At 70.1% G+C, this 26,484-nt stretch carries 23 protein-coding genes; 15 read left to right on the top strand and 8 right to left on the bottom strand.

Annotated elements, in window-relative coordinates; translation table 11 throughout:
* Window positions 1–57: 57 nt before the first annotated feature.
* From ACIRG5_RS06150 to ACIRG5_RS06185, 8 genes are read left to right on the top strand one after another with little or no spacing between them, the layout of a single operon-like run.
* Window positions 58–1,533, top strand: coding sequence for a glycoside hydrolase family 3 protein (locus ACIRG5_RS06150; RefSeq protein ID WP_402900967.1), 1,476 nt, complete (start codon window positions 58–60; stop codon window positions 1,531–1,533).
* A 26-nt stretch (window positions 1,534–1,559) separates the two neighbouring features.
* Window positions 1,560–2,258 carry a 6-phosphogluconolactonase gene (gene pgl, locus ACIRG5_RS06155; protein ID WP_402900969.1) on the top strand — a complete coding sequence of 233 codons (699 nt, stop codon included), beginning with the start codon at window positions 1,560–1,562 and terminating at the stop codon, window positions 2,256–2,258.
* Window positions 2,255–3,325, top strand: a complete 1,071-nt coding sequence (locus ACIRG5_RS06160; RefSeq protein WP_402900971.1) for an ROK family protein — start codon at window positions 2,255–2,257, stop codon at window positions 3,323–3,325. Before pgl ends, ACIRG5_RS06160 begins: the two co-directional genes overlap by 4 nt.
* Window positions 3,322–4,455: a sedoheptulose 7-phosphate cyclase gene (locus tag ACIRG5_RS06165; protein WP_402900974.1), complete on the top strand. Its 1,134-nt coding sequence runs from the start codon at window positions 3,322–3,324 to the stop codon at window positions 4,453–4,455. Before ACIRG5_RS06160 ends, ACIRG5_RS06165 begins: the two co-directional genes overlap by 4 nt.
* Window positions 4,452–5,549 carry a hypothetical protein gene (locus ACIRG5_RS06170; protein WP_402900977.1) on the top strand — a complete coding sequence of 366 codons (1,098 nt, stop codon included), beginning with the start codon at window positions 4,452–4,454 and terminating at the stop codon, window positions 5,547–5,549. Before ACIRG5_RS06165 ends, ACIRG5_RS06170 begins: the two co-directional genes overlap by 4 nt.
* A 22-nt stretch (window positions 5,550–5,571) precedes the next feature.
* Window positions 5,572–6,663, top strand: coding sequence for a DegT/DnrJ/EryC1/StrS family aminotransferase (locus tag ACIRG5_RS06175; RefSeq protein ID WP_402900979.1), 1,092 nt, complete (start codon window positions 5,572–5,574; stop codon window positions 6,661–6,663).
* 16 nt (window positions 6,664–6,679) lie between these two features.
* Window positions 6,680–7,345, top strand: a complete 666-nt coding sequence (locus tag ACIRG5_RS06180) for a ribulose-phosphate 3-epimerase (protein WP_402900982.1) — start codon at window positions 6,680–6,682, stop codon at window positions 7,343–7,345.
* Entirely contained in the window at window positions 7,342–7,950 is a 609-nt protein-coding gene (locus tag ACIRG5_RS06185; protein ID WP_402900985.1) for an HAD-IA family hydrolase, read from the top strand. Before ACIRG5_RS06180 ends, ACIRG5_RS06185 begins: the two co-directional genes overlap by 4 nt.
* A 40-nt stretch (window positions 7,951–7,990) precedes the next feature.
* Here ACIRG5_RS06185 and ACIRG5_RS06190 read toward each other — a convergent pair whose 3' ends face one another.
* The 3 genes from ACIRG5_RS06190 to ACIRG5_RS06200 are packed head-to-tail and all read right to left on the bottom strand — an operon-like array spanning window position 7,991 to window position 12,154.
* The gene (locus ACIRG5_RS06190) at window positions 7,991–8,242 is read right to left on the bottom strand and encodes a phosphopantetheine-binding protein (protein WP_402900988.1); all 252 of its coding nucleotides are present in this window, start codon (window positions 8,240–8,242) and stop codon (window positions 7,991–7,993) included.
* Window positions 8,232–10,673 carry an acyl-CoA dehydrogenase family protein gene (locus ACIRG5_RS06195; protein WP_402900991.1) on the bottom strand — a complete coding sequence of 814 codons (2,442 nt, stop codon included), beginning with the start codon at window positions 10,671–10,673 and terminating at the stop codon, window positions 8,232–8,234. Before ACIRG5_RS06195 ends, ACIRG5_RS06190 begins: the two co-directional genes overlap by 11 nt.
* A complete protein-coding gene (locus ACIRG5_RS06200; protein ID WP_402900994.1) occupies window positions 10,670–12,154 on the bottom strand; it encodes a class I adenylate-forming enzyme family protein in 1,485 nt (494 codons plus the stop codon). Before ACIRG5_RS06200 ends, ACIRG5_RS06195 begins: the two co-directional genes overlap by 4 nt.
* 217 nt (window positions 12,155–12,371) lie before the next feature.
* Between ACIRG5_RS06200 and ACIRG5_RS06205 the strand changes: the two genes are divergently transcribed.
* The 4 genes from ACIRG5_RS06205 to ACIRG5_RS06220 all read left to right on the top strand — a co-directional run bounded on the left by ACIRG5_RS06205 (window position 12,372) and on the right by ACIRG5_RS06220 (window position 16,431).
* Entirely contained in the window at window positions 12,372–13,304 is a 933-nt protein-coding gene (locus tag ACIRG5_RS06205; protein WP_402900996.1) for a hypothetical protein, read from the top strand.
* A 505-nt stretch (window positions 13,305–13,809) separates the two neighbouring features.
* Window positions 13,810–14,766 carry a ParB N-terminal domain-containing protein gene (locus ACIRG5_RS06210; protein WP_402900999.1) on the top strand — a complete coding sequence of 319 codons (957 nt, stop codon included), beginning with the start codon at window positions 13,810–13,812 and terminating at the stop codon, window positions 14,764–14,766.
* A 44-nt stretch (window positions 14,767–14,810) separates the two neighbouring features.
* On the top strand, window positions 14,811–15,389 hold the full coding sequence (locus ACIRG5_RS06215) for a hypothetical protein (protein ID WP_402901002.1): 579 nt from the start codon (window positions 14,811–14,813) through the stop codon (window positions 15,387–15,389).
* 64 nt (window positions 15,390–15,453) lie between these two features.
* Window positions 15,454–16,431, top strand: coding sequence for a hypothetical protein (locus tag ACIRG5_RS06220; protein WP_402901005.1), 978 nt, complete (start codon window positions 15,454–15,456; stop codon window positions 16,429–16,431).
* Window positions 16,432–16,451: 20 nt separating this feature from the next.
* Here ACIRG5_RS06220 and ACIRG5_RS06225 read toward each other — a convergent pair whose 3' ends face one another.
* Genes ACIRG5_RS06225 through ACIRG5_RS06245 form a run of 5 tightly spaced genes read right to left on the bottom strand, consistent with a single transcriptional unit; the run spans window position 16,452 to window position 21,466 of the window.
* Window positions 16,452–16,991, bottom strand: coding sequence for a hypothetical protein (locus ACIRG5_RS06225; RefSeq protein WP_402901008.1), 540 nt, complete (start codon window positions 16,989–16,991; stop codon window positions 16,452–16,454).
* 7 nt (window positions 16,992–16,998) lie between these two features.
* A complete protein-coding gene (locus ACIRG5_RS06230) occupies window positions 16,999–17,538 on the bottom strand; it encodes a hypothetical protein (protein ID WP_402901011.1) in 540 nt (179 codons plus the stop codon).
* A 52-nt stretch (window positions 17,539–17,590) separates the two neighbouring features.
* Window positions 17,591–19,090, bottom strand: coding sequence for an aldehyde dehydrogenase family protein (locus ACIRG5_RS06235; RefSeq protein WP_402901014.1), 1,500 nt, complete (start codon window positions 19,088–19,090; stop codon window positions 17,591–17,593).
* 26 nt (window positions 19,091–19,116) lie between these two features.
* Complete coding sequence (locus ACIRG5_RS06240; RefSeq protein ID WP_402901017.1) at window positions 19,117–20,235, bottom strand: alpha-hydroxy acid oxidase; 1,119 nt, start codon at window positions 20,233–20,235, stop codon at window positions 19,117–19,119.
* 58 nt (window positions 20,236–20,293) lie between these two features.
* Window positions 20,294–21,466: an SPL family radical SAM protein gene (locus ACIRG5_RS06245; RefSeq protein WP_402901020.1), complete on the bottom strand. Its 1,173-nt coding sequence runs from the start codon at window positions 21,464–21,466 to the stop codon at window positions 20,294–20,296.
* Window positions 21,467–21,937: 471 nt separating this feature from the next.
* On the opposite strand from ACIRG5_RS06245, the gene ACIRG5_RS06250 reads away from it, so the two are divergent.
* The 3 genes from ACIRG5_RS06250 (at window position 21,938) to cysC (ending at window position 26,482) form a co-directional block, all read left to right on the top strand.
* Window positions 21,938–23,659: a carbamoyltransferase gene (locus ACIRG5_RS06250; RefSeq protein WP_402901023.1), complete on the top strand. Its 1,722-nt coding sequence runs from the start codon at window positions 21,938–21,940 to the stop codon at window positions 23,657–23,659.
* 100 nt (window positions 23,660–23,759) lie between these two features.
* The gene (gene cysD, locus ACIRG5_RS06255; protein ID WP_402901025.1) at window positions 23,760–24,653 is read left to right on the top strand and encodes a sulfate adenylyltransferase subunit CysD; all 894 of its coding nucleotides are present in this window, start codon (window positions 23,760–23,762) and stop codon (window positions 24,651–24,653) included.
* Window positions 24,653–26,482 (top strand): adenylyl-sulfate kinase, encoded by a 1,830-nt coding sequence (cysC, locus tag ACIRG5_RS06260; protein WP_402901028.1) that lies wholly within the window; start codon window positions 24,653–24,655, stop codon window positions 26,480–26,482. The genes cysD and cysC overlap by 1 nt, the downstream gene beginning before the upstream one ends.
* Window positions 26,483–26,484: the final 2 nt, after the last annotated feature.

Genomic DNA, 26,484 nt, shown 5'->3' on the forward strand with positions numbered 1-26,484 from the left:
TGTCTACTGCGGTTCAGGTCGCCGAGCGCCTGACCCGGAGAACCGCGAGGTATGCCGATGACGTCACTGTCCACTTTGGTCAATTCCTGCCTGCTGCCCGCCTACGGCGGCGCGGTACCCGCTGACTGGCTGAAGCGCGACCTGGACGACGGACTCGCGGGCATCGTGTTGTTCGGTGCCAACCTCGACCTGATCGACGGCCAGATCCGTGCCGTCGTCGCGGAACCGTTGCGCGCCCACCAACCCGACGTGATCATCGCGCTCGACGAGGAGGGCGGTGACATCACCAGGGCGGAGTACCACCGGGGCAGCAACTACCCCGGCAACTTCGCGCTCGGCGCGGTGGACGAACCGGAGCTGACCTTCGAGGTGGCCGCCTCGATCGCTGCGGACCTGATCGAGGCGGGTGTCTCGGTCAACCTCGCGCCCAGCGTCGACGTCTGTCCCGGGCAACGCATGCCGCTGATGGGCACCCGGTCGTTCGGCGCCGACGCGGCCAGGGTCGCCGCACACGCGGCCGCGTTCGTCGAAGGCGTCCAGCGGCACGGTGTCGCGGCGACCGCGAAGCACTTCCCCGGCATCGGGTCCACCTCGGTCGACTCCCACTTCCAGCTGCCCACGGTGCACGACCCGGAACCGGTGCTGAGGGCCAGGGACCTGCTGCCGTTCGAGGCGTGCGTCCGCGCCGGGGTGCGGGCCGTGATGACCGGCCACGTCGTCGCGCGCGCGATCGACCGCACACCCGCGACGTTCAGCAGGCGGTTCATCACCGACGTCTTGCGCGGCGAGCTGGAGTTCGACGGCGTGGTGATCAGCGACGCGCTGGACATGACGGCGGCACGAGGGGACGCCGGGTTCGCCGTCGCGGCCGTGCGGTCCCTGCAGGCGGGCGTCGACCTGATGATCCTCGGACCGCAGGACGGCGAGGAGACCTGCGCGCTGATCAGGGACGGTGTCCGGCGGGCGGTCGAGGACGGCGGTCTTCCCCTGTCCCGCCTGGAGGAAGCGGCGCGGCGGGTCGCCGCGTTGAAGGAGTGGAGCAGCGCACCGCGCGGTCCGGAGGCGGATCTCGGCGGGGTCGGGTTGAGTGCGGCCCGGCGCGCGCTCCAGATCGGCGGGCCGACGCCGGTACCCGCGTCGTGGTTCGTCGTCGAGGCGCGCGGGGAGCCGAACATCTCCTGCGGCAGCGTGCCGTGGGGACTGCAGGAAGTGTTGCGCAGACTCGGTGGCACGGTCGGTGGCGTCCAGATCCACGAACGCGGTGACATCGCCGGAGTGCGGTTCCCCGCTGATGTCCCGGTCGCGGTCGTCGTCCGCGCCGAGACCGCCGACTCGTGGCAGCACCAGGTCGTGGCGGCAGTGCTGCGCCAGCGCGCCGACGCTGTAGTGGTCGACATGGGTTTCTGCGACGTGCCGGTCCCGCCGGGTACGTCGGTGGTCAAGACCCGGGGTGCCGGTCTGGTCAACGCGGTGGCGGCGGCCGAACTGCTGTCCGGCCACCGGACGACGGGCGCGCCGAGGAACTGGTTGTGAGAACGGGCATGACTTCTATTGGGGGTATGAGGGTGGATTCCGGTCGTTCACGCATTTTCCAGACCGCGGACGACGTGGCGGACGCCGCGGCCGACCTCGTCGCGGACGTGGTGCGGCAGACCGTTGCCGAGCGCGGATCGTGCGTTCTCGCGCTGACCGGGGGCAACACCCCGGTCGCGACGTACCAGCGGCTCGCGAAGCACGACCTGCCTTGGCACGCGGTCGACGTCGTGCAGACCGACGACCGCGTGCTGCCCGACGACGAGCGGGGCCTGAACTGGAAAACGATCACCGAGCACCTGCTCGACGTCGCCGCGGTGCCGGCCGAGCGACGGCATCCGATGCCGGTGCACGGCGATCCGGCCGCGGGTGCCGCGGCGTACGCGGAACTGCTGAAGTCGTTGACTCCCAGCGGAAGCGCTGACCTGGTGCTGCTGCAGCTCGGCCCGGACGGTCACCTCGCGTCTTTGTTCCACGGCGAGTACGACCCGGCGGACCCGTCCGGTGTCGTGGCGGTCGCAGCCAAGGCTGGTGTGGTGCGGATGACGCAGACCCTGCCCTCGCTGACCGGCGCGGCGACGCGTCTCGTGCTGGCGACCGGAGCGGGGAAGGTCGAGGCGGTCGCGAAGGTGCGGGCGGAGTCGGCGGACACGCTGGCCACTCGCACGTTCCTCGCCTCCGGTGGCCTGCTGCTGCTCGACGCGGCGGCGGGCGAGACTCCGTGACCGCTGGCCTGGCCGCCGGCTTCCGCGCTGAGCAGGCGCGGGCGAGCGAGCAACCGGTGCTGGTGCTCGACCTCGGCGGCACCTGGTTCCGATCGGGGGTGCTGACCGGCGCCCGTGACGTCGTCGAGGTCGAGCGCTCGCCCGCGATCACCGTCCGCTCGTCCGCCGGTTCGGGTGAACAGGTGAGGCAACAGATCGTCGACTGGCTCGTGACCACGTTCGACCGGGCCTCCCGACGTGTGCGGTTCGAGCGCTGCGCGGTCTCGCTCGGCGCGGCCGTGGACGCCAGGATGGGCCGGGTCGTCGGCGCGGCACCGTTGTTCGGCGCCGAGCAGGTCGACTGGTGGCCGGAGGCCGAGTTGAGCGCGCTGCGGCCGGGCGTGCGCTGGACGGTCGTCAACGACGTCTCCGCGCTCGCGTACGCGTTGCTGCGGGAAGAGGAACTGGACCAGACGGTCACCGCCGCCGCGGTGACCATCAGCACCGGGATCGCCTACCGGACGATCGAACTGCCGACCGGCCGCATCCCGTACGACTCCGACCACGGCCTGCAGGGCGAGATCGGACACCTGCCCGCCTGGGTGAGCTGGGACGGCGAACCGGTCTCCGCCCGGTGCGACTGCGGGCGACCCGACCACGTGAGCGCGTTCGCCTCCGGCCGCGGCATCGCCGAGTTCCTGCGCAGGGTGCCGGTGTCGCGCTGGGGCGCCGAGAACGCCGACGTCGAGTCGTTCCGCCGATCACTCCACAATGGACACGCGGGTGCGGTGGCGGTGCTCGACGCGGTGACGATGCCGATGGCCCAGGTCCTGCTGGCCCAGGCGACGCTCAACCCGCAGGTCGAGCGCACCGTGCTCAGCGGCGGCGTCGTGGACAACCTCGGCGAGCACTACCTGACGAGCCTGATCGGCAACCTCAACCGCCTGGGCCTGTACGGGATCTCGGAGGCAGACCCGGGCTATTTCGCCAGGAGGATCGTCCGCGGGGACTCCGACGGACTGAACGCACTGCGCGGCGCGGGTGTCTACGCGCGCGGGCTTCCGGACGAAGGAGCAGGCCCGGCATGAGCTTCGGTGATTGGACGGTTCGCGCGGCCAGGCAGGTCTCCTACCGCGTCACGGAAGTGACCGACCTGCTCGCCCCGGACAACGACGCCCTCGCGGAGGCCGCGCGGCTGAGCGCCGGCGCGTGCCGGCTGGTCCTGGTCGACGAGAACGTGCTGGCGTTGCGCGGCACCGAGATCGAGGACTACTTCCGCGTCCGGAACGCCAGGGCGCAGGTGCTCGGCATGCCCGGTGGCGAGGAGAACAAGACGCTCACCTGGGTGGAGGAGATCGTGCTGGCCGCCGACTCGGCCGGCATGTCGCGCCGGGATCCGATCGTCGCCATCGGCGGCGGTGTGGTGACCGACGTGGCGGGAACGGCGGCCAGCCTGTACCGCAGGGGAACCCCGTACGTCCGCGTGCCCACCACCCTGATCGGCCAGATCGACGCGGCGATCGGCGCCAAGACCGCTGTGAACGTGCACGGCACCAAGAACAAGCTGGGGGCCTACCACCCCGCCGACCACACGCTGGTCGACCGGTCGTTCCTGAAAACGCTGGGGGAGCGGCACATCCGCAACGGGCTCGCGGAGATCATCAAGATGGCGCTCATCCGCGACGAGTTCCTCTTCGCGCTGCTCGACGCGGAGATCGAGCAGCTGGTGCGGTGCCGCCTCGACGGAGTGGCGGGGCAGCGGGTCGTGCACCAGGCGATCACCGGCATGCTGGAGGAGCTCCAACCCAACCTGTGGGAACACGATCTGCGGCGGGTGGTCGACTTCGGTCACACCCTCAGCCCGGCCGTGGAGATGGCGACCCAGCCAGGTCTGCTGCACGGCGAGGCCGTGTCGATCGACATGGCCATCTCGTGCGCGCTCGCGGTGGACCGGGGCACGTTGGCACGCGCTGACGCCGTCCGCGTGCTGAACCTGTTGCGCCGGACCGGTCTGCCGGTCTGGCACCCGGTCTGCGAGGTGCCGTTCCTCTGGTCCGCGCTGGGCGAGTCCGTCCGGCACCGCGACGGCGCTCAGAACTTCCCGCTGCCCCAGGGGATCGGCGGGTGCACGTTCGTCAACGACCTGACCGAGGCAGACCTGGCGCGTTCGGTGTCGTTGCTGCATCGGATGCTCGACAGCGCGGGGATCATGGCATGAGCGACCTGGCTTGGACGCGGACCTCAGACGGTGGGCTGCGGCTGGTGCCGCGCCCGGATGCGGCGTCACACCGACTCAGGATGCTGCGGGTGGGGATCTGCGGGACGGACCTGCAGATCCAGCGCGGCGCCAGGAGCGACGTCGCCGCCGTGCTCGGGCACGAGGGGCTCGCCGAGCAGCGGACGGCGGACGGGGTCTCCAGGGTGATCTTCAACCCGGTCGCCTCCGACGACCAGGACAGCATCCTCGGGCACTCCTACGACGGCGTGCTGTGCCGGAGTTTCTTCGCCGCACCAGGCGATGCCGTGCTGCGCGACCTCGTGTCGGCACTGCCGGGACTGGCCGCGGACCTGGCTGCCCTGGTCGAGCCGCTCGGCGCGGTGCTCTACGGGTGGGATCTCGTGGACCCCGCCGGCGCCGTGGGGATCTGGGGCGGCGGCACGACCGCCGTTCTGGCCGCGCTGGTGGGTGAGCTCGAAGGACGGCCCGTCACGCTGGTGCACCATCGCGCCGACCGACTCGACTACCTGCGCCGCCGCGAAGTGTTGCCGTACGCGGACTTCCGCACCCAGGGCCTGTTCGGCGAACTGAGCGGCGCGTTCGTCTGCCTGCCGAGGGAGGCTGCCCCGCAGGCGCTCACGCAGGTGGTGCACGCCTTGGCGCAAGACGCGACCGCCGACCTGCTCGGAGGGTTCAGCGTCGGCTCGCGGCACGAGCTCACCGGAGCTGTCGACCTCGGTGAGGTGCGGCGCGCCAACGCCTGCGGACTTCCGGTACCGGGTGCCGTGTCCCCGGTCGTGCTGCCCACCGGCAAGCGGGTGCGGCTCACCGGGCACCGGGGCACCTCGGCGCGGCACCTGGTGCGCGCCCAGGAGTTGTTGTGCCGCCATCCGGAACGGTTTGGCAGGGTGCTGAGCCACGTCTGCTCCCTGGAGTCGGCGGGGCCGGTGCTGCGGTCGATGGCGACGGACCCGCCGGGCCGGAGGATCACCGGGGAGCACCTCAAGGTGGTGATCGACCCGACGTTGCCACCGGGTACGAGCCGGGTGCCGGATCTCACCACGACCGTTGCCGATGTCCCGTGTGGACTTTGACCCGATCTCGCGGAGGAACGTCATGTTGGTCGCGCGCTACGGATATCCCGCGCAGTTCACCGACCTCGAAGGGCTGAGCGGGCAGATCACCGAGCTGCTGCTGTCCGGAGACTACGTCAGCGGTCGGCCCGTCGCGGCGTTCGAACAGCGGTTCGCCGACTACCTCGGCGCCGAGTTCGCGGTCGCGGTCAACTCGGGCACCGACGCCCTCGTTCTCGCGTTGCACGCGCTGGACGTCGGGGCGGGCGACGAGGTCATCACGGTGGCCAACACGTTCCACGCCACCGTGCTGGCGATCGCGCGGACCGGCGCCCGGCCGGTGCTCGTGGACTGCACGGACACGGACTACCTGATGGACGTCGAGCTGATCAAGGCCGCGATCACGCCTCGCACCAAGGGAATCGTCGTCGTCCACATGTTCGGCGAAGTGCTCGACATGACGAGGATCGCGGCCTTGGCCGACGAACACGGGCTCGTGCTCGTCGAGGACTGCGCCCAGGCCGTCGGCGCCCGCTGGTCCGGCCGGTCGGTGGGCACCTTCGGCGACATCGGCTGCTTCAGCTTCCACCCCTCGAAGAACCTGGCCGCCGCCGGAGACGCCGGGGCCGCGGTGACCGGTTCACCGGAACTGGCCGCGCGGCTGCGCCGGTTGCGCAACCTCGGCCAGCAGGACCAGAACCACCACACCGAACTGGGTTTCAGCAGCCGGATGTCCTCGATCCAGGCCCTGGTCCTGGACCACAAACTGTCCTTCTTGGACGACTGGAACCAGGCCCGGCGCGAGATCGCCGCCCGGTACACCGAGGCGCTCGCGACCAGTCGGGCACGGGTGCCGGCGGCCAGCGAGGACCACGTCTTCCACATGTACCAGGTGATCGTGCCCGACCGGGACAGGATCCTGGCGGAGCTGCGGGATCGGGGCATCGACGCCGTGGTGCGCTATCCGGAGCCCATCGCGCGGCAACCCGCGTTCGCCGCCTTCGGGTTCGACCCGGCCGCGTTCCCGAACTCGGACTTCCTCGCCGTCAACGCGTTGTGCCTGCCGTTGCGCCCGGACCTGACCTCGGCCGAGGTCGATCTGGTCACCAGCACGTTCCTGTCGATCGTCGGTTGAACCGAGGAGATTCCTGATGCGTGACACGACCATCGTGCCGTCGTTGTTCGGCGCCGACCCGCTCGAGTACGGACAGGCGGTTGCCGACGTGGCCGCTGTCGACGTCGAGATCCTGCACCTCGACGTGATGGACGGGGTGTTCGTCCCGGACATCAGCTTCGGCCTGAAGGCGATCAAGTCGATCCGCAAGGCCTTCCCCCGGCGGCTCGACGTGCATTTGCAGGTGGACCGGCCCGAGGCGTACCTCGACGGGCTGGCCGCCGCCGGTGTCGATCTCGTCTCGGTGCACGTGGAGGGCACCGCGCACATCGGGAGGGTGTTGCGGGACCTGGAGAAGGCCGGCATCGCCCGCGGTGTCGTGCTCAACCCCGGCACGCCGGCCTCGGCGATCGAGGAGATCGCCCACCTGGTCGAGCAGGTGGTCGTGATGGCCGTGAATCCGGGAACCAGCGACTTCCTGCCCTACACCGTGGACAAGATCCGGCGACTCCGCGCGGACCTCGACAGCAGGGGCCTGCAGCACGTTCGCATCGCCGCGGACGGCGGCATCACGGCCGAGCGAGCGGCCGCACTGCGGGAGGCCGGCGCGGAACGCCTGATCGTGGCGTCGGCGTTGTTCCAGGGTGCCGCCGGGGTCGCGGAGACCTACCGGGCGTTGAGCAGGAGGGCGAGCGGCGCGTGACCCCGACGTTCCTGTTCGACATCGACGGCACGCTGGTGGACTCCAGCCTGCTGATCAGCGACGTGTGGCGGCAGGTGGCGGAGGAGTTCGGCGCCGACGTGCAGGAGATCCTCGCCGTGTGCCACGGCCGCCGCGACAGCGAGATCGTGCCGATGTTCTTCCGCGACGCGGACGTTCCCGCCGTGCTGGCGCGCATCCAGGAACTGGAGGGCGCGGGCACGGATCTCGTCCGCGCCATGCCGAACGCGCTCGCGTTGCTGGAGCGGCTGCCTGCGGACCGGTGGGCGGTGGTGACCTCTGGGCCGCGTGCGTTGATGGCGGGACGGCTGCGCAGCTCCGGGCTGCCGGTGCCGGCGGTGTTCGTCGCGGCCGAGGACGTGACGAAGGGCAAGCCCGACCCGGAGGGCTACCTGGCCGCCGCGTCGGCACTCGGCGCGGACCCCGGCCGGTGCGTGGTGGTGGAGGACGCCCCGGCGGGGGTGGCCGCCGGGCGACGCGCCGGCATGCGCGTGATCGCCGTGACGACGACGCACCGCGCGGACGAGATCCAGGAAGCCGATGTGATCGTCGGCGGGCTCGCTGAGATCGATCTCGTGACCGAATGAGTCAACGCTCGGGCGGGTCGTCCCCGCCCGAGCGTTGACGTCAGTTCTGCGTCAGTTCGTCGAGAGCCGCCCAGATCGCGTCAGGAGTCGCGAAGACGGCCGGGGTGAGCATCTCGTCCGGAATGGACACCTGGAACTCGTCCTCCAGGCTGATCAGCAGCTGCACGGTGCCCAGCGAGTCGAGACCGAGCTGGGCGAGCTTCGCTCCGGAGGTCAGCGGGTGATCGGGTGCCAGCAACGGCAGGTGTTCCCGCAGCACCTTCTCGAACGCGTCCGTCCACTCAGGACTCATCTGGTTCTCCGATCTGTAGTGGCCGGGTGTCGCCCAGCAGCCGCACCGCCTGGTCCGCGAGACACAGGGTGCCGGTGGCGACCAGCAGGCGGTCGTTGGAGTAGTTCAGGCTCGCCGACCGCAGATCACGCAGGTGACGTTCCAGCGGGACGGGGGAGTCGGCGCGGTAGCCGAGACCCATGCCCGCCAGCTGGACGCAGTTGTCGGCCGCGCGGTAGGTGAGCTCGGACGCGAGCACCTTCAACGTGTTGAGGTGGATCTGGACGGAAGTGTCGGTGACCTCGGCATCCCCCGCGCGGCAACGGATGATCTCCCGTTCGGTCTGCCGCAGGTAGGCGCTCACGGCCTCGACGTCGGCGCGGATCCGCGCGAGCCGCTCCGCCACCAGATCGGACTTCAGGTCCACAGAGGACGGACGTCGGGGCGATCGGAACGTGGCGATCAGATCGGCGAGTCCCTGCCGTGCGGCGCCGAGCCAGCACGCCGCCCAGCCGAGGTGGCCGAGCGGGATGAAGCTGCTGACGGCGACCTCGGAGAACTCGCCCCTGGTGCCTACGATCTGATGCGGCGGCACCACCCCGGACAGCCGCAGCGCGACGCTGTGCGTGCCTCTCATGCCCATCGGGTTCCACTTGCCGCTCGCCTGCACGTCGAGCTGCGCGCGTTCGGCGTACACCAGGGTCACCTGCCGGGCCGGCGCGTCCGGCCCGTCGCGCATCGTGAGCAGGAACCCGTCGGCCACCGCGCCACCTGTGACGACGGGGCCCTCCCGCTCGACGAGGAGGCCGTCCGCGACCTCCCGCAACGGCGCGGCGCTGGTGAGCAGGTGACCGCCGGTCTGCTTCTCGGACGTGATCGACGCCAGGTAGACCTCGCCGGCCGCGATGCGGGGGAGGAGGTCCGCCCGCAGCTCCGGTGTGCCGAACCGGACGACGGCGTCCACCTGCTGGCAGTGCATCGACCAGATCATGGCCGTGGACAGGCACACGGACGCGAGGATCTGGGCCACGTCGAGGAGTTCGGTGACGCCCAGGCCGAGACCGCCGTACCGGGCGGGGACGAGCAGCCCCATGAGGCCGCTCTCGCGCAGTGCCGCCAAGGACTCGGCCGGAAACCGGGCTTCGGTGTCCGCCCGGCGCGCGTTCTCCCGCACCACAGGCAGAATCCGCCTCGCGCGATCGGTCGCGCTCTGGTCCCGCGGCGGCCGGGTGAGTGCGACTCGGTGCAGCTTCAACCGGGACGCGGACACGACCTCGCCGTCGAGGACGGCGACCTCCGCGGGCGCCGGCCTGGACAGAAAACCGACCAGGCTCGCGGTCAGTCCGTACGCGCCGGTGTTCGGGATGGTCAGCAGATCACCCTGCTCCGGCAGCGGCAGGACGACGTCGCGGCCGACTACGTCGCTGGGCGTGCACAGCGGGCCCACGAGCGTCACCTCCTGATCAGCCGCCGTGCCGCCGACCACGACCGGGTCCGCGTGCACCGGCGGCAACCGGCGCAGGCCGCTGAGGCCGCCGAGCGCGTTCACGCCGGCGTCGAGCACCACGAACGTGCGGTTCTTGCTCTGCTTGACGTCGACGACGCTCGTCAGCAGCTGACCGCAGCCGCCGCTGAGATGGCGCCCCGACTCGAACGCCACCTCCACCGCACCGGTGCGCCAGAGCGGGAAGTGCTCGTCGAGCTCGTCCTCCAGGGCCGCGCGCAACGTCGGATAACTCGGCCGGTCGCCGCGGACGGCGTACGGCTGCGCGAACCCGCCGCCCAGGTCGAGGAACTCCACCGGAATCCCGTGCTCGACCTGCAGTCGCCTGGCCGTGCGCACGTTCTCGGCGAGCTCCCGGACCAGGCTGGCCTCGTCCGCCGCGTTCGTGATGCTGAACAGGTGCAGGCCCACCACCTCGATCTTGGCGTCCTGGGAGAGCTCGGCGACCTCGGGCGCCCACCGCGCCACGTCGGCGAGGTCGAGCCCGAACTGCGAACTGGCACCGGTCATGCGTTGACCGGCCAGGCCTGCGGCCGAGTCGCCGTTGATCCGCACCAGGCACCGGGCGGTGACGCCCTCCCGTGCGGCTGCCGCGCCGATGCGCCGCAGATCGCCGACCGACTCGGCGGAGTAGAGTCGGACGCCGGAGCTCATGGCGTGATCGAGTTCCGCCGTGGTCTTGCCAGGGCCGGTGTAGAGGCAGACCGCCGCGTCGTGCCCGGCGAGCAGCGCGGCGTCCAGTTCGCCGGTCGAACTGACCTCCGCGCGGCAACCGGCGACCCGCAGCGTGCGCACGATCTCGGGGTGAGGATTCGCTTTGAGCGAGTAGAAGAGGGTCGATCCGGTCGGGAGCTGCCCGCGCAACGCAGCGGCGGACGCACTCGCCCGTGCCAGGTCGTAGACGTAGAGGGGACTCCCGAACTGCTCGACGAGCGCGTTCGCGTTCATGCCTTCGTGCTCCTCACCGCGTCGGCCAGCCGCTTCTTGTCGACCTTCTGGTTGGGCGTGAGCGGAAGTTCGTCGAACGTCACGCACCGGTCCGGGATCTTCGCGGGCTCCAGCCGTTCCACGAGCCCGCGGACGATCACGTCGGACTCGGTGCCGGTCGTCGCGACGCACAACACGAGCACGCCGTCGTCGACGACCAGTGCGGCGGCGGCCCGGACCCCCGGGATGTCCACGGCCGCGGCTTCGATCTCCGTGAGGCCGACCCGCACACCCTTGCGTTTGACGATGTCGTCCTGGCGTCCCGCGAAGTACAGGTGGCCGTCCTCGTCGAGGTAGCCGTAGTCGCCGGTGTGCAGCACGACCTCACCGGTGTCGCGGTCGCGCCGGAAGCGTTGTTCGGTGAGCTCGGCTGCACGCCAGTACCCGTTCATGACGTGCGGCCCGCGGACCACGAACTCGCCGTGCTGCCCCGGTGGCTGCACCTTGCCGTCCTCGTCGACGACGACCACGGCGGTGCCGGGGAGGGGACGCCCCACCGAGCCCGGCTTCGTCAGGTCGCCGTCGGGAGCCAGGATCGAGATCCGCTTGCACTCGGTCGTGCCGAACATCAGCACGATCCGCGCGCCGGGAAAACCGTGGCGCAGCGCCGCGCGAAGAGGCTCGGTCAGCACGGCGCCGGTGTTGGTGAACATCCGCACCGCCGTGGGTGAGCCGTCTCTGGCCGTGAGGTGCGTGAGCAGCTGCGCCAGGGAGGGGACGACCGGCACGATCGTCGCGTTCGCGGCGCGGAGCCTGCGCAGGAGCGTCGTGTCGTGTCCCGCCGGGGCGAGCACGACCTGTGCGCCGCTCAGCGCGCCGAGGAAGATCTGGTAGAGCCCGTAGTCGAACGAGAGCGGGAGGCGGAGGAACACGACGTCGTCCTCGCGGTACCGCAGCACGTCGTTGATGGAGTGGGCTGCGAACACCACCTGCCGATGTGGGCACACCACGGCTTTGGGCGCCGACGTGCTGCCCGACGTGTAGATGAGCAACGCGATGTCGTGGGAGGTCACCGGACCGGCACCGCCCGCGTGCGGTTCGGTCTGCTCGATCTCCTGCCACGCCTCGTCCACGCCGAGCAACGGTGCTGCCGTGAGAGACCGCACCTCGCCGGTGTCCTCGGCCAGCACCAGCTCGGGACTCGCGTCCGCCAGCACACCGGTGAGGTGGAACGGCTTCATGTCCGGGTTGACCGGGACGAGCACGGCGCCGACGCGGGAGGCGCCGTACAGCAGCGCCACCAGTTCCCGCCGGTTCGGCAGCCGGGTGAGGACCCGGTCGCCGCGGCGGATTCCCCGGCGCAGCAACCACTCCGCGACCCGCAGACTCACCTCGCGCAGCTCCGCGCAGGTCCACGATCCCGCCTCGTCGGAGACGGCCACCGAGTCCGGACGTCCAGCCGACGCGTGGTCGAGCAGATCATGGACGAAACCGTGAACCATGCCGTCCTCCGGGTGCCGTCCTGACGGGCGCGTCATAAAGCCCGGGGATGACATTCGGGCTGTTCTTTCGCAACGTCAACCGTTCAAGCCCGCAGCTCGTGTTCAAGTGCTGAAAGCACGTGGTTGAACATGGTTGGCATCCATTGACGGTGTTCTGATCGGATAAGTGTGAGAAATGGGGCTCACTGAATCTGACGCCATCGAGAGAAGGCAGTGGATGAACCGCGACAACACGGCCGTGTACCTGTCCGCGATCGGGTCCGCCCTCGGTGAGCGGACTCCGCTGGACCAGGTGGCAGCGGAAGACCTCGACGGGCAGCGCGAGACGTTGCTCGCTGAGGGTCTGCGGCACGTGCTGGTGTCGGACCGCGCGGTGCCCGATCTCGCCGTCGAGAGCGCCCTGCGCACGTTCGCCGCCGCGACCGTGCCGGTCGACTCGGTCGTCTACTGCACCGACACCCGGCCCGACGTGTCGGCGACCGTCGACCTGCGCACGTTCTTCCGCGGGATCGAGCGCGTCGACCTCACCGGCACCGTGGTCGGCGGGGCGGACTGCGGCAACTTCGGCCTGGGCCTGGCCGCAGCCAGGGGAACCCTGCTCGCTGGCCAGGCCGACGCCGTGCTGCTCGTCACCGCGGACCGCGTCCTCGGCGGGCGGCGCTACCTGGCCAACGGTGTCACCGTGCTCAGCGACGGCGCCGCGTCGTGCGTCGTCAGCCGGCGGCGCCCGGAGCGCGGGCCTGCCCTGCGCGTCCTCTCCGCGGCCACCACCGTCCAGCGCGACGTGGCGGACTCGGACCGGCCGCTGACCGTCGCCCGCACGACCAGCAGGGCGATCTCACGGGTCGTGCGGGCATCCCTGGAACCGTTGTCCCTCACCGCGACGGACGTGCGTCACCTGGTGACCGGCCACTACGGCGACGGCTCGCGGTCGTTCCTGGCCATGGCCGCCGGGGTGAGTCCTGAGCGCGCCCACGGGCCACGGCGGGCCGAGGTCGGTCACTGCTTCGCGGCGGACGTCCTGCTCGGGGCGGCCGGCCTCCTCGACGGCGTCGCCGAGCCGGGGGACCTCGTGCTGCTGCTGGCCTCCGGGCCGGACACGTGGTCGGCGGTGGTCGCCGAGTGCGTCCCAGAACTCAGCTCAGAATGATCGTGGTCGAAAGTGGATTGGATTCGTGATGTTCAAGCGAGGAACGTACTCGGTTGAACGCGGCTGTATGCCTCCGCCGGGTGCGGTTACCGTTCTGAATTGCCGTGAGGCGCAGACCGGTCTTGACGCCGTTTGGTGCTGCTGAGACGGTTTTGGTGGCGTGCGCACGCCCGGCAGAACGGGGGTTGGCCCACCCGCCGCAGTCGCATACGTTAAATGCAATTCGTTTAGATCAATCGTTTGTGATCGCTACGTCAAGTTTGGGCCGCAACAAGGTTGATCAGCTTTATGGCAGCTGTCGATGCCAACGTGTTGCCACCCGTTGTCCGGGCTTGGCTCATATTTGCCGCGTGTCAGTTCGTGTAGCGCTGTCGCTACGAGCGCGTGGGGTTGCCTGCTTGAGCGACGAAGTATTGGGGGAACTGTGGTTGACCAGCGGTCCGGGGAGGACGAGGGGCCCGAGGGCGGGCTCCCGTTCAACGCGATGATCCGCCAACTTCCGGTTATGGCTGTGCCGGTACGGCTCTTGCACTCGGCTGATTCGCCTAGGCTTGAAGGTGCGGATGACGCGCATGCGAACGTCCTCGCTGAATCTGAAACGCGTTTACCTCCCATTCTGGTACACCACAACACAATGCGCGTCATCGATGGCGCGCACCGGCTGCGCGCCGCGACGCTGCGCGGTGAGCAGGAGATCCAGGCCAGGTTCTTCTGCGGCAGCGAAGCCGACGCCTTCGTCCTCGCCGTCGAGGCCAACGTCACCCATGGCCTGCCGCTCTCCCGAGCAGATCGCCACGCGGCCGCCGAGCGGATCATCAACTCCCACCCTCAGTGGTCCGATCGGACTGTCGCCACCACCACAGGCCTGGCGGCGAAGACGGTCGCCTCGATCCGCAAGCGCGCCACCATCGCGGGAGAAGTCCCTCTGTTGTCCGCCAGGGTGGGCCGTGATGGTCGGGTACGGCCGGTCGATGCCGCGAACGGGCGGCGCAAGGCCGGAAGTCTGTTGCGGGAGAACCCGACTGCGTCGGTTCGCCAGATCGCCGCCAGGGCCGGTGTCTCGCAGGGCACGGTCCGCGACGTCCGCGACCGCCTGGCCCGCGGCGAGGACCCGCTGCCGCCCCGACAGCGTGCCGACTCGAAGCCGGACGGGGGCTCTGAGAGCCCTGCCGGGTCGGTCGCCCGCCGCCGAATACCCGAGATCGCCGCGACGTCGCAGACCCGAGTCGTGCTCCTCGAACGCCTCAAGCAGGATCCCTCGCTTCGCTTCTCGGAGGCAGGGCGTCGCCTCATCCGCCTGCTGGACGTCCACTCGGTCGGCGAACCCGAGTGGGACCGGTTGCTCGGCGCTGTCCCCGCGCACTGCCAGCTCACCGTCGCCGAGCTAGTGCGGGCTTGCGCGGACATGTGGCAGGACCTCGCCAGCAAGATCAGCCAGGACACCCACACCGAAGCCCGCTGAGAACACTGCGGAGTCGAGGAACTGGACGGGGAACGGTGATACCGATGCTGGAGAAGGTCGAACCGCCGGCCCTCGAACTGCCCGCACGGCCGCACCCGCTGCCCGTCGAACCGGCTGCGCCCGCGCGTGTGATCGACATCGTCGGTCTCTACCTGGGACAGCCGGAGCACGTGCTCGCCCTTGCGGTCCAGCGGGGCGGCCACGGCAGTGTGTCGCCTCCGATCCTGCCCATGGACCTCGGGGTGTCCTCTCTGCTCGACGAACTGGCCGCGGTCACGTCGATGCTGACGCCGCAACGCCCTGGTGTCGGCCAGCTGTCGGCGCACCGAGCCTTTCTGTCCGATGTGGACCGTGCCGTACCGGTCGAGTTGGACGTGCACCTGATCTGCCTGGCACCCGCGGCGGGGCCGGCGGTTCGCCACGCCGGGCGCTTCTCCACCTCCCGCGCGGCTACGGAGAAGCACTGGGGCGACCAGATCAGCCACTTCCTCGGGCATCGCGGCGCCCGGCGGCTGCGGGGGCGCACCGGGCAGATCAGCGCCGCGCTGCACAGATGGCTCAGCACGCGTACTGCCCAGCAGCGGCACTTCGCCTGGGTGTGCGAGCAGAGCCGGCGCGGTTGACACCGCATCACCCAACGCACGGGGATTCCCGTTGACACGTGGTCAACACAGTGGAGGTGAAGGAATGCCGGAGAACCTGGCCGACCTGGCCAATGCCGGGTACATGCCCACGGAGGTCGACCTCGACGGCGGCGTGGTGCGACTGGCGAGGTTGGCGGCGGCCGATTTCGGGGAGGTCTGGTACAACGACACCGCGGCCGCGACCGGCCACACCAGGAGCGTTTCGATCGCCGCGTTCGTGGAGCAGTTCGGCGAGCGGCGCGCCGGCGAGCACCTCCGGCTGATCGCCCACGTCTCCCGGTGCGGCTCGACGCTGTTGGCGAACCTGCTGACCCTGCGTCCGACGACGATGGTGCTCAAGGAGCCGGACTTCGTCACGGTCCCCGCCCGGATGATCGCGCTGGCCGCGGACGACGCGGCGGCTCGCGCGCATCGCGACCTGCTCACGGCGCTGCTGAACTACAGCTGCCACACGGCGGCAGTGGCTGGACGCACCCTGGTTGTCAAGATCACCAGCTGGACCGTGCCGATCGTGGTGAGCTGTCTCGACGGCGTCCCCGACACCACGTGGCTGTTCCAGTGGCGGGAACCGGCGGAGATGGTCGCGTCCAACACTGCGAACCCGTCGACGTGGGGCGAGGACACCGCGAACGGGCGCGCCGCCCGTCGCCTCGCGGGTGCCGGTGTGCTCCCGTCGGACGTTGCCGGGTTCTACGCCACCACGTGGGCCCGGATCGTCGAGAGCGTCCTTTCCGCGGAGGACCTGCGCTGGCGCGCATTGGACTACCAGGACCTGGTGCGGGACAAGGCTTTCTCCTTGCTGGAGACCGAGCGGTGGTTCGACATCGCCGCAGGTGCGTTGCCCGCGGGGTTCGACGTGGAAGGCGACCGGTACTCGAAGGGCGGGCGGGGTCAGGCGTTCGAGCCCACCGGCACCCATCGTCGCGGCGGGCTGGAGCCCGCGGTCGCCGAGCGCATCGGCGCGATCACCGAGCCAGTACGTGTCCGGCTGTGCGAGGAGGAAGGGCGCCGTCTGTTCTGACGGTGCCCTTCCCCGAACGGTCAGCCCGCGGCGCGCATGATCCGGCGGATGTCCCAGAGGTGGTGCGAAGCGTCGTGCGCGTTGTTGCGCGCGACGTCTTCGGCCCGTTGCTCACCCCGGGCCGCGTGCCAGAGGACGACGTTGTCGGCGACCGCCCGCGGAACCACGTCGCACCAGGCCGCGGCCGCCCCGGCCAAGGACCAGAGGGCGGCTTCGGGCGTGATCCGGTCATAACGCCGAGCCTTCGCGAGCAGGTCGGGCTCATAGCCGGGGACCGGCACCCTGGCGGACAGCTGCAAGCCCGCGCCGAGTCCCTCGGCCCAGGCACGCAGGTTGTCGGCCACGTGACAGACGTAGCCGACGGGACCCCAGGCCAGATCGGGGTGGCGTTCCCCGCCGGTGCACTGGTCCAGCAGTGCGCGGAACCGGGCTGGTAGCCCGTCGACGATCCGCACCGCTTCCGTTGCTGTCACCGACCAGGCGTAGCCACATCCGGCGCAGGGATCGCCGTACAGGTCGGCGCCCCACCGTTCCGTCGGGACGAATGCTTCGTGTCCCATGGTCGGCTCAGAGCCAGCTGGAGCGGATCAACCCCGTGGTGCCGGACGCGGGTGCTCGGCCCAGCTCGCCTGCCCGCACCTGGTCCAGCATCCACTGCACGGCGTCCAGGATCTGCGGCAGGGCCAGGCGCAGTTCGGCCAGATCCGCCGGGCTCGCGGCATCCGCGGCCACACCCGCTCTCGCCAGCACGGCGGGCAGGTCCGAGAGCTGCTTCTCCAACCAGCCCACCGGGTCAGCGGACATCTCTTCGTCGAACACCCGCTCGCTCTCGTCCCAGCCGGTGAACCGCGGGTGGTGATGGGTCCGGTCGAAAGGCGTCCGCAGGCCGTCCACCGACTCCAGCAGGTCGACCCGCCACAGCGGCTCGGCGACCGCGATCGGCCGGGCCGAGTACACCGAGCCGCGCAGCTCGCCGGCCTCGATTCGGCGCAGCTCCAGCCGCACCCCGTGCTCGGCCCCCTCCTGCCCCGCCGGCGGGTCGGGGTGCTGGAAGTACAGATCGGCCGCTACCAGGGCCAGCTGGTCGAATCCGAAAACGCGGAGCATGGGTGTTCCTCTCACGGGGCAACATGTCAGGTGGAGTGAGGCCTTGGCTCCGTCACCCTCCGAGATGCACCCAGGTGGTCTTGACGTCGGAGTACTTGTCGAACACGGCCAGCCCCTTGGTGCGCCCGTAACCGGACTTGCCGACACCGCCCGCAGGCACGGTCATGTCGTCGCCCTCGAAGCAGTTGACCCAGGCGATGCCCGCCTTCGCCGCGCGGGTCACCCGGAACGCCCGGTCGAGCGAGGAGGTCCAGACCGACACGCCCATGCCGTATCCGGAGGAGAACGCCACCGCCAGCGCGTCGTCCACGTCGTCGAACGGGCGTGCGGCCAGCACCGGGGCGAACACCTCGTCGGTGAAGACGCGGCTCGTCCTCGGGGCGTCGGCCAGCAGTGTCGGCGGGAAGTAATGACCACCGTCGACTGCGGCCACCGCCTCGCCGCCGCGAACGACGCGGCCGCCGCCTGCCACGGCCTCCTCGGTCGCGACCTGCGCGTCCGCCAGCTGTCGCGCGGTCGTCAGCGCACCTACCGTGGTGCCCCAGTCCAGCGGGTCGCCGACGCGCAGCTTGTCGACCTCGACGGCCAGCGCGTCCACGAACTCGTCGTACACGTCGCGCTCGACCAGGACCCGAGAGCAGCCGGTGCACATCTCGCCCTGGTTGAAGTAGGCGCCCCAGGCCACCATGCGCGCGGCCTCGGCGAGATCGCCCGCGTCGTTGAACACGATCGCCGCCGACTTGCCACCCAACTCCGGCCACACGCGCTTGCCGTTGCTCTCACCGCTGGCGCGCATCACCGCCCGGCCGGTGGCCGCCGACCCGGTCACCGCGACCGCGTCGATGTCGTGGTGCCGGCCGATCGCCTGGCCCGCTCCGACGCCAAGGCCTGTCACGACACTGATGGCGTCCCTCGACACGCCTGCCTCCACGGCGAGTTCGCACGCGCGCAGCACCGACAGCGGCGACTGCTCCGAGGGCTTCACCACGACCGAGTTGCCGAGCATCAGCGCCGGCGCGACGTCGTAGCCGACCAGCGCCAGCGGGAAGTTCCAGGGGAGCAGGATCCCGACCACGCCGACCGCTTCCCTGCTCACCAGGGCCAGGTCGTTCGCGCCGACGTCCGGATGGTCGCCGTGCAGCTTGTCCGCCAGCGCGGAGTACCAGCGCAGGGCGCGCACCACGCCCGCGAGGTCGATGCCGAGCGCGTCACGGATGGGCTTGCCGGTCTCCAGGCTGATGAGCAGGGCGAGTTCGGCCCGCTCGACCTCGATGGCGTTCGCCCACCGGCCCAGGATCTCGCCGCGCATCTTCGGGGTGAAGTTGGGCCAGCAGCCGTGCTGTTGCTCGGCCCTCGCGTGCGCGACCGCGCGGTCCACCTCCGCCTCCCCGCACGCGGGGACCTCGCACAGCACACTGCCGTCGCGGGGGCTGCGCAGGGCGAACGTGTCGACGTCCAGGTCGACCCGCGCGCCGTGCAGCAGTGGACGCGGGTCCAGCGCGACCTCGTCGGCCATCGCCTTCCAGTCGGTCGAGATGCCGGGCTCGGTCATCGGGACTGCTCCTTCTCGTTCGTCGCTCAGAACCCGTGCACGGTGCGCGGCTGCACCACGGAGCGGTCCAGGTCGGCGATGGTCCGGCGGCCGGCCAGGAGCATCGACCGCTCGAACTCGGCGCGCAGCAGGGTCAGGGCGGTGTACACCCCGTTCGCCCCGTCGGCAGCCAGGGCCATCGCGATCGGCCGGCCGACGAGCACCACGTCGGCCCCCAGCGCCAGCGCCTTGAGCACGTCGGTGCCCCGCCTGATGCCGCCGTCCACCGCGACCGGGACGCGGCCGCGGATCGCGGTGACCACCTCGGGCAGCTGGACGATGGTCGCGGGCAGGCAGTCCAGCTGCCGCCCGCCGTGATTGGAGACCATCACGGCGTCCATCCCGGCGGCGACGGCCGCCTCGGCGTCCTCAGCGGTCAGCACCCCCTTGACCAGCATCGGCAGATCCACTCGGGACCGCACCCCGGCCAGCGTCTCCCACGTCCAGTCCGAGCCGGTGCCGGAGCGGAGCCGGTCGGCCGCGGAACCACCCGCGGCGCCGTAGTTCCCGCTCCACTGCTGCGCGGGAGTGTCGAAGCGGCGCGTCATCGGCCGCTCCCGCCACCCCAGGGTGGGACAGTCGATGGTGACGCACAGCGCGGAGTACCCGGCCAGGGCCGCACGCCGGGCGAAGGCCAGGAACTCGTCCGGCTCGCCCCAGGCGTGCAGCTGCATGATCTTCGGCCCGTCGCTGGCCTTGGCCACCGTCTCCAACGGGAAGGGCGAGGCCTCGGACACGATCGGAGCGATGGCCGCCATCGACGTCGCCGAGGCGATCTCGCACTGGCCGCGCTCGTGGAACAGGCCGTCGCCGCCGATCGGCGAGGTGAGCACCGGGAAGGCCAGCTCGATGCCGAGGAACGAGGTGCTGGTGTCCAGCTCGGTGACTCCGCTCAGGTACCGAGGCCGGAAGCTCCACTGTGCCAGCGCGGCGGTGTTGTCGTGCAGGCTCTGCTCGGCCCCGGCCCCGCCGTCGAGCACCGCCCAGGCGTCTGGGCTGAGCTGATCCCGCGCGCACTCGTAGATCTCGCCCAGCGTGGCGAACCGTCTGCTGGTGGCGGCTTCGATCGAGGTCTCGACCGCCTGCTCGTCGGTTGAATTCGTCATCGTTCGCGTTCCTTTCGACCGGAGCCGGCCACGGTCGGGCGCGCCCCCGCCCGGCAGCTCAGGCCACGGGTGTGCGCTTGGCGACGAGGGTGTGGTGGGCGGGCAGCATCAGCTCGCCGCCGCCGGTGTAACCGGTGCCCTGGCGGGCCAGGTAGGTGCCCAGGAACAGCTCGCCGTTGTCCCACAGCGACTTGACCAGCTCGACGAGCCGGTCGCTCGGCCGGAAGTCGCGGTACCAGTCGAGGAAGTCGGGCCACTCCACGACCCCGCCCCTGGCCTGGACCCAGCTGGACATGTCGTAGACGGTCGGCAGCTTCCAGCGGTAGATGCCGTTCTCCAGCGGACCGGTGGTGAGGAAGGGGTAGTTCTCCGAGACGTAGGTGGCGCCGCCCTCGGTGACGCCGTCGCGCAGCGGGGTGAGCGCGGGCAGGGCGTACTCGAAGTCGCAGGTGCCAGCGGCGTCGCGGCTGAAGTCGAAGTCGCGCGGGTAGGCCCGCTCGAAGGTCTCGAACGACCCGCAGGCGTCGGCGATGGCGTCCATGCCCGCGTAGAACGGCTTCCAGTACGGCTTGCGAGCGCCGAGCATCGCGCTGAAGACGTGGCTGCCGCACGCCTCGGCGAGCCGCTTGCCGAAGGCGGACAGGTTCTCCGGGGTGTCCAGGCCGGGGATCAGCGGGGCGACGTGGAAAGCCACCGGGATGTCCTTGGCCGCCAGCTCTTCGGCCACCCGCAGGCGCTCGGTGGGACTGGGGGCGTTCGGCTCGATGCGGGTCGTGATGGCCTCGTTGAGCGTGATGATCGACAGACACACCTCGACCAGGCCGTCCTTGGCCAGCTCGCGCAGCAGGTCGACGTCGCGCAGCACCAGGTTGCCGCGGGTCAGCACGAACAGCGGGATCCTGATTTCGAGGGCTGCCTCCAGGATGGAACGGGTGATCTTCTGGTCGGCCTCCATCGGCTGGTACGGGTCCGTGGTGGTGCCGATGTCGACGATGCCGAGGTCGGCACGGGCAGGGATCGACCCCTTCACCGGCTGGACGTGCCGGCCGTACTCACCAGGTCCCTTGTAGAGGCAGTACTGGCACTCGAACTCGCACCCCTTGTAGGTGTCGGTGTAGGAACGCCAGTGGTGGGCGCGCAGAGTCTCCGCGGAGGTCTGGAACTCGAAGGCGCTCGGCAGCCGGTGCATGTACTTCCCCTCAGAAATCGACACGAACAACAATTCGGTCATCGTCGGCACGGGCACGGCAAAATAAAGAGGCGTATCGACCCGGAACGAGTCAGTCGAGCTGCGGTGGACGAGCGACAATGCCGGACGGGCCTCGGGGCCGGGTCTTCACGCGAATAAGTGGCACCGACAGTGCGAGGTAAACGTCAGAGTAGTGCTCATCATCTACCTTGAGAAGGGCGCTCTCTGATCGCTGTGGAGAGGGTGCGCAACTGCTGCGATTCCCCGGTTGCGCACCCCGGGTCCTGCGACTTCGTGCGCGAACGACGGTATCGGATCGCGCCGGCGCTCAGCCTTGCAAGGCCCGCCGGGCCTCCGTAGCTTAGAGGTCACGCGCATCGTCCTCCATACGAGAGAGGGCGCTCCGAACCGTTGTCACCGAACTGATGTTCACTGATTAATCAGTCATATTCGACGAGCGCCGCCTGTGTCGGCGTGTGTGCGCGGGGCATCGCCGATATTCCTGGAGGGGAAATGGCAGCGGCATTCCTGGGGTTGAACATCCTGCACGACACGTCGGCGGCGATCGTCGTCGACGGGGAACTGGTGTGCGCCGTCGAGGAGGAGCGCTTCAACCGCGACCGCCACACCGCCGCGTTTCCGCACGCCGCGATCGAGCACTGCCTGCAGGAGGCGGGCGTGCGCCGCGAGGACGTCCTCGGCGTCGGCCTGACCTTCGACTACGCGAAGTTCCAGCACAACGCCAACGCGTTCGACCAGAACCTGATCGACCACGACGACCTGAGTCCCGCCGGCGTGGAGCTGATCAAGAAGCTCAACACGGAGACCTGGCTCGAGGCCAAGGGACAGCTGGAGCGGAACGGGCTGGCCAACGCCCGCCACTTCCAGCACCACCTCACGCACGCGGCCTGCGGCTTCTACCTCAGCGGCTTCCCCGAGGCGAACGTCCTCGTGATGGACGGCCGCGGCGAAGAGGAAAGCACGTCGCTGTGGCATGCCACGGGCACGACGATCGACCACCTCGACTCCTACGGCGTGGCCGACTCGCTCGGGCACCTCTACACGTACGTGACCGACCTGTGCGGCCTCTACAAGCGCAGCGGCCGTGGGGACGCCGCGGGCCACCTCGGCGCGATCGGCAACGAGGGCAAGACGATGGGCCTGTCCGCCTACGGCTCGGGCAAGATCAGCTTCGACGACGTGGTCACCTACTCCGGCGGTCGTTATCACGTGCACCGCGACCGACTCCGCGAGTTCGACGCGCTGCGGGCGCAGACCGGCCATCCCGACGAGAACTCCCGCGAGCTCGCGCACGCGGTGCAGCGGAAGCTGGAGGAGGTCTACTCCTTCCTGGCGGAACAGCTCGAATCCCGCACCGGCAGCCGGCGGTTCGTACTGGCCGGCGGGGTCGCGTTGAACTGCAACGCGAACGGCGCTCTCGCGGGCTCCGCTCTCGCCGACGCGGTGTTCGTGCCCCCGGCGGCCAACGACGCGGGAGCAGCGGTCGGAGCGGCGTTTCTGCAATGGGTCGAGCACTCGGGCCGCGCCCCTAAAGTGCCGGTGGACCAGGTCTACTTCGGCGGCAACATCGAGCGGGAGGACGTCGACCGAGCGGTCGTGGCCAGTGGCGTTCCCCAGGTCGCGAAGGTGGCCGACCCCGCCGCCGTCGCGGCCGCGGCGATCGCCGCCGGCTACATGGTCGGCTGGTGTCAGGGCCGCATGGAGTTCGGCCCCCGCGCGCTGGGGAACCGTTCGATCCTGGCCGATCCGCGCGACCCCGGCATGCCCGACAAGATCAACCTGCAGGTGAAGTTCCGCGAGCCGTGGCGCCCGTTCGCGCCGTCAGTGCTGGCGGATCGGAGTTCCGACTGGTTCGAGCCCGACATCGACTCGCCGTACATGCTGCTCGCCCTCACCGTGAAGCCGGACCGTCGGACGACCGTGCCCGCGATCACGCACGTCGACGGCAGCGCCCGCGTCCAGACGGTCACGGAGGCCGCCAACCCGCTGTACTGGCGCCTGATCAGCCGCTTCGCCGAGCTGACCGGTGTGCCGCTGGTGCTCAACACCTCGCTCAACATCAAGGGCGAACCGATCGCGCGCACGCCGGAGGACGCGATCCGGTGCTTCACCGACTCCGGCCTCGACGTCCTGGTCATCGCGGACACCGTGCTGTGGAAGGAAGGCGTCGACATCGACGTCGACGCGGTCGGCACCGGCGACGCCGACAGCTGAACCATCGGTGACGCGCTGAAGAAGTCCGTGCCGGAGCAGACCGCGTCCCGACGGCGCTCCCGCCTGGTGAGGGGTGAACGAGCTGACCACCGCATACGAAATGTCCCACCTCGACGCGCTCGTAGCCGAGTCGGTGCACGTGTTCCGCGAGGTCGCCGCCACGTTCGAACGGCCGGTGCTGCTGTTCTCCGGCGGTAAGGACTCGGCGGTGATGCTGCACGTCGCGGCGAAGGCTTTCGCGCCCGCGCCGCTGCCGTTCCCGGTGCTGCACGTGGACACGGGGCACAACTTCGACGAGGTCGTCGAGTTCCGCGACGCCACCGTCGAGCGGTCGGGCTTGCGCCTGCTCGTCAGTCGAGTGCAGGATGACATCGACGCTGGCCGTGTCGTCGAGGCCACCGGCCCGCAGGCCACCCGCAACCGGCTGCAGACCGCCACACTGCTGCGAGCGATCCAGGAGCACTCCTTCGACGCCGTCTTCGGCGGGGCGCGCCGGGACGAGGACAAGGCTCGCGCCAAGGAGCGCGTGTTCAGCTTCCGCGGTGTGGCGGGCCAGTGGGACCCGCGCAACCAGCGGCCCGAGCTGTGGAACCTGTACAACGGCAAGCACCGCAAGGGCGAGCACATCCGGGTGTTCCCGCTGTCCAACTGGACCGAGCTCGACGTCTGGTCCTACATCGAGGCCGAGAGCGTCGACCTGCCCTCGCTCTATTACGCCCACCGGCGCGCCGTCGTGCAGCGCGACGGAATGCTGCTGGCGCACACGCGGTTCCTCACGCTGCTCGACGGCGAAGAGCCCACCGAGGCATCGGTGCGGTTCCGCACCGTCGGGGACGCCACCTGCACCGGTTGCGTGGAGTCCACCGCGACCACCTCGGCCGAGGTCGTCGCCGAGGTGGCGTCGGCGCGAGTCACCGAGCGGGGTGCTACCCGGGCCGACGACCGGATCTCGGAGGCGGGCATGGAGGATCGCAAACGGGAGGGGTACTTCTGATGACCCGACAGCTCCTGCGCCTGGCCACGGCGGGCAGCGTCGACGACGGCAAGTCCACGTTGATCGGCCGCCTGCTGTTCGACTCCAAGACGGTCTTCGCCGATCAGCTCGCGGGCGTTGAACGGGCCAGCCGCGACCGCGGCGACCGCCATCCCGACCTCGCGCTGCTCACCGACGGCCTGCGAGCCGAACGGGAACAGGGCATCACCATCGATGTGGCGTACCGCTACTTCGCCACACCCCAGCGGCGGTTCATCGTCGCCGACACCCCGGGGCACCTGCAGTACACCAGGAACATGGTCACCGGTGCTTCCACCGCGGATCTGGCGCTGATCCTGGTCGATGCGCGCAAAGGCGTGCAGGAGCAGTCGCGCCGACACGCGTTCCTGGCCTCTCTGCTAGGGGTTCCGCATCTGGTGCTGTGCGTGAACAAGATGGACCTGGTGGGCTGGTCACAGGAGCGGTTCGAGGAGATCCGCGAGGAGTTCACCCAATTCGCCGTGCAGCTGGACGTGCAGGACCTGACGTTCATGCCGCTGTCAGCGTTGCACGGCGACAACGTCGTGCAACGTGGCGCGAGCATGCCTTGGTACGACGGTGTTCCGCTGCTGCACCACCTGGAGCAGGTGCGCGTCGCATCAGACCGGACCACGGTCGACGCACGGTTTCCGGTGCAGTACGTGATCCGGGCCGACGGCGGTGACTTCCGGGGCTATGCGGGCACGATCGCCGGTGGGGTGTTCAAGCCGGGCGACGAGGTCGTCGTGCTGCCGTCCGGAATCAGCAGCGAGGTGAAAGCTGTCCGCGGCCCTGGCGGGGAGCCTCTCCCGGAGGCGTTCGCGGCGCAGGCGGTGACCCTGCAACTCGCCGACGATCTCGACGTGGGCCGCGGCGACCTGATCTGCCGCCCAGGGAACCTGCCCCACACCGGCCAGGACCTGGATGCTGTGGTCTGCTGGTTCGCCGACGACAGCACGCTCAGGCCCGGCGCGACCTACACGATCCGCCACACCACGCGCGCGGCTTCGGTGCAGGTGCGCTTACTGGACTACCGACTCGACGTCACCACGCTGCACCGGGACGAGACCGCGACCGCGTTGGCGGTCAACGAGATCGGACGGGTGCAGTTGCGCACCGCGCAGCCGCTGATGTTCGACTCTTATCGCCGCAACCGCGCAACCGGTGGCTTCGTGCTCGTCGACGACATCACCGGCGGCACAGTCGGCGCGGGCATGATCACCGGGCCCAGCCTGCCCGCCTCCCACGTCGTGTGGCACGCCGCCGCGGTGGGCCGGGAGGAGCGCGGCGGCCGGGGACTCACGGTGTGGTTGACCGGATTGTCCGCGTCGGGCAAGTCGAGCGTCGCGGTGGAGCTGGAACGACGGCTGGTCGCAGCGGGACGAGCCGCCTACCGGCTCGACGGTGACAACCTGAGGCACGGTCTCACCGCCGACCTTGGGTTCGGCATCGCGGACCGGGCCGAGAACGTGCGCCGCGTCGGCGAGGTCGCGGAGCTCTTCGCGGACGCGGGCGTGGTGGCGGTGGTGTCGCTGATCAGCCCGTATCGTGAGGACCGGGACCGGGTGCGCAGCAGTCACGAGGACGCCGGACTGTCCTTTGTGGAGGTTTTTGTGGACACGCCCGTCGAGGTGTGCCAGGCGCGTGATCCGAAGGGGCTGTACGCCAAGGCCCTCGCGGGCGAGATCCGCGGGTTCACCGGCGTGGACGATCCGTACGAGGCACCGCTGGCCCCGGACGTCGTGCTGCGGCCCGAGGACGGGGATCCGGCCGCGATGGCCGCCGCCGTCCTGCGCGAGATCATTTCCTGATG

Source organism: Lentzea sp. NPDC102401, assembly GCF_044765805.1.
GTDB lineage: Bacteria > Actinomycetota > Actinomycetes > Mycobacteriales > Pseudonocardiaceae > Lentzea > Lentzea sokolovensis.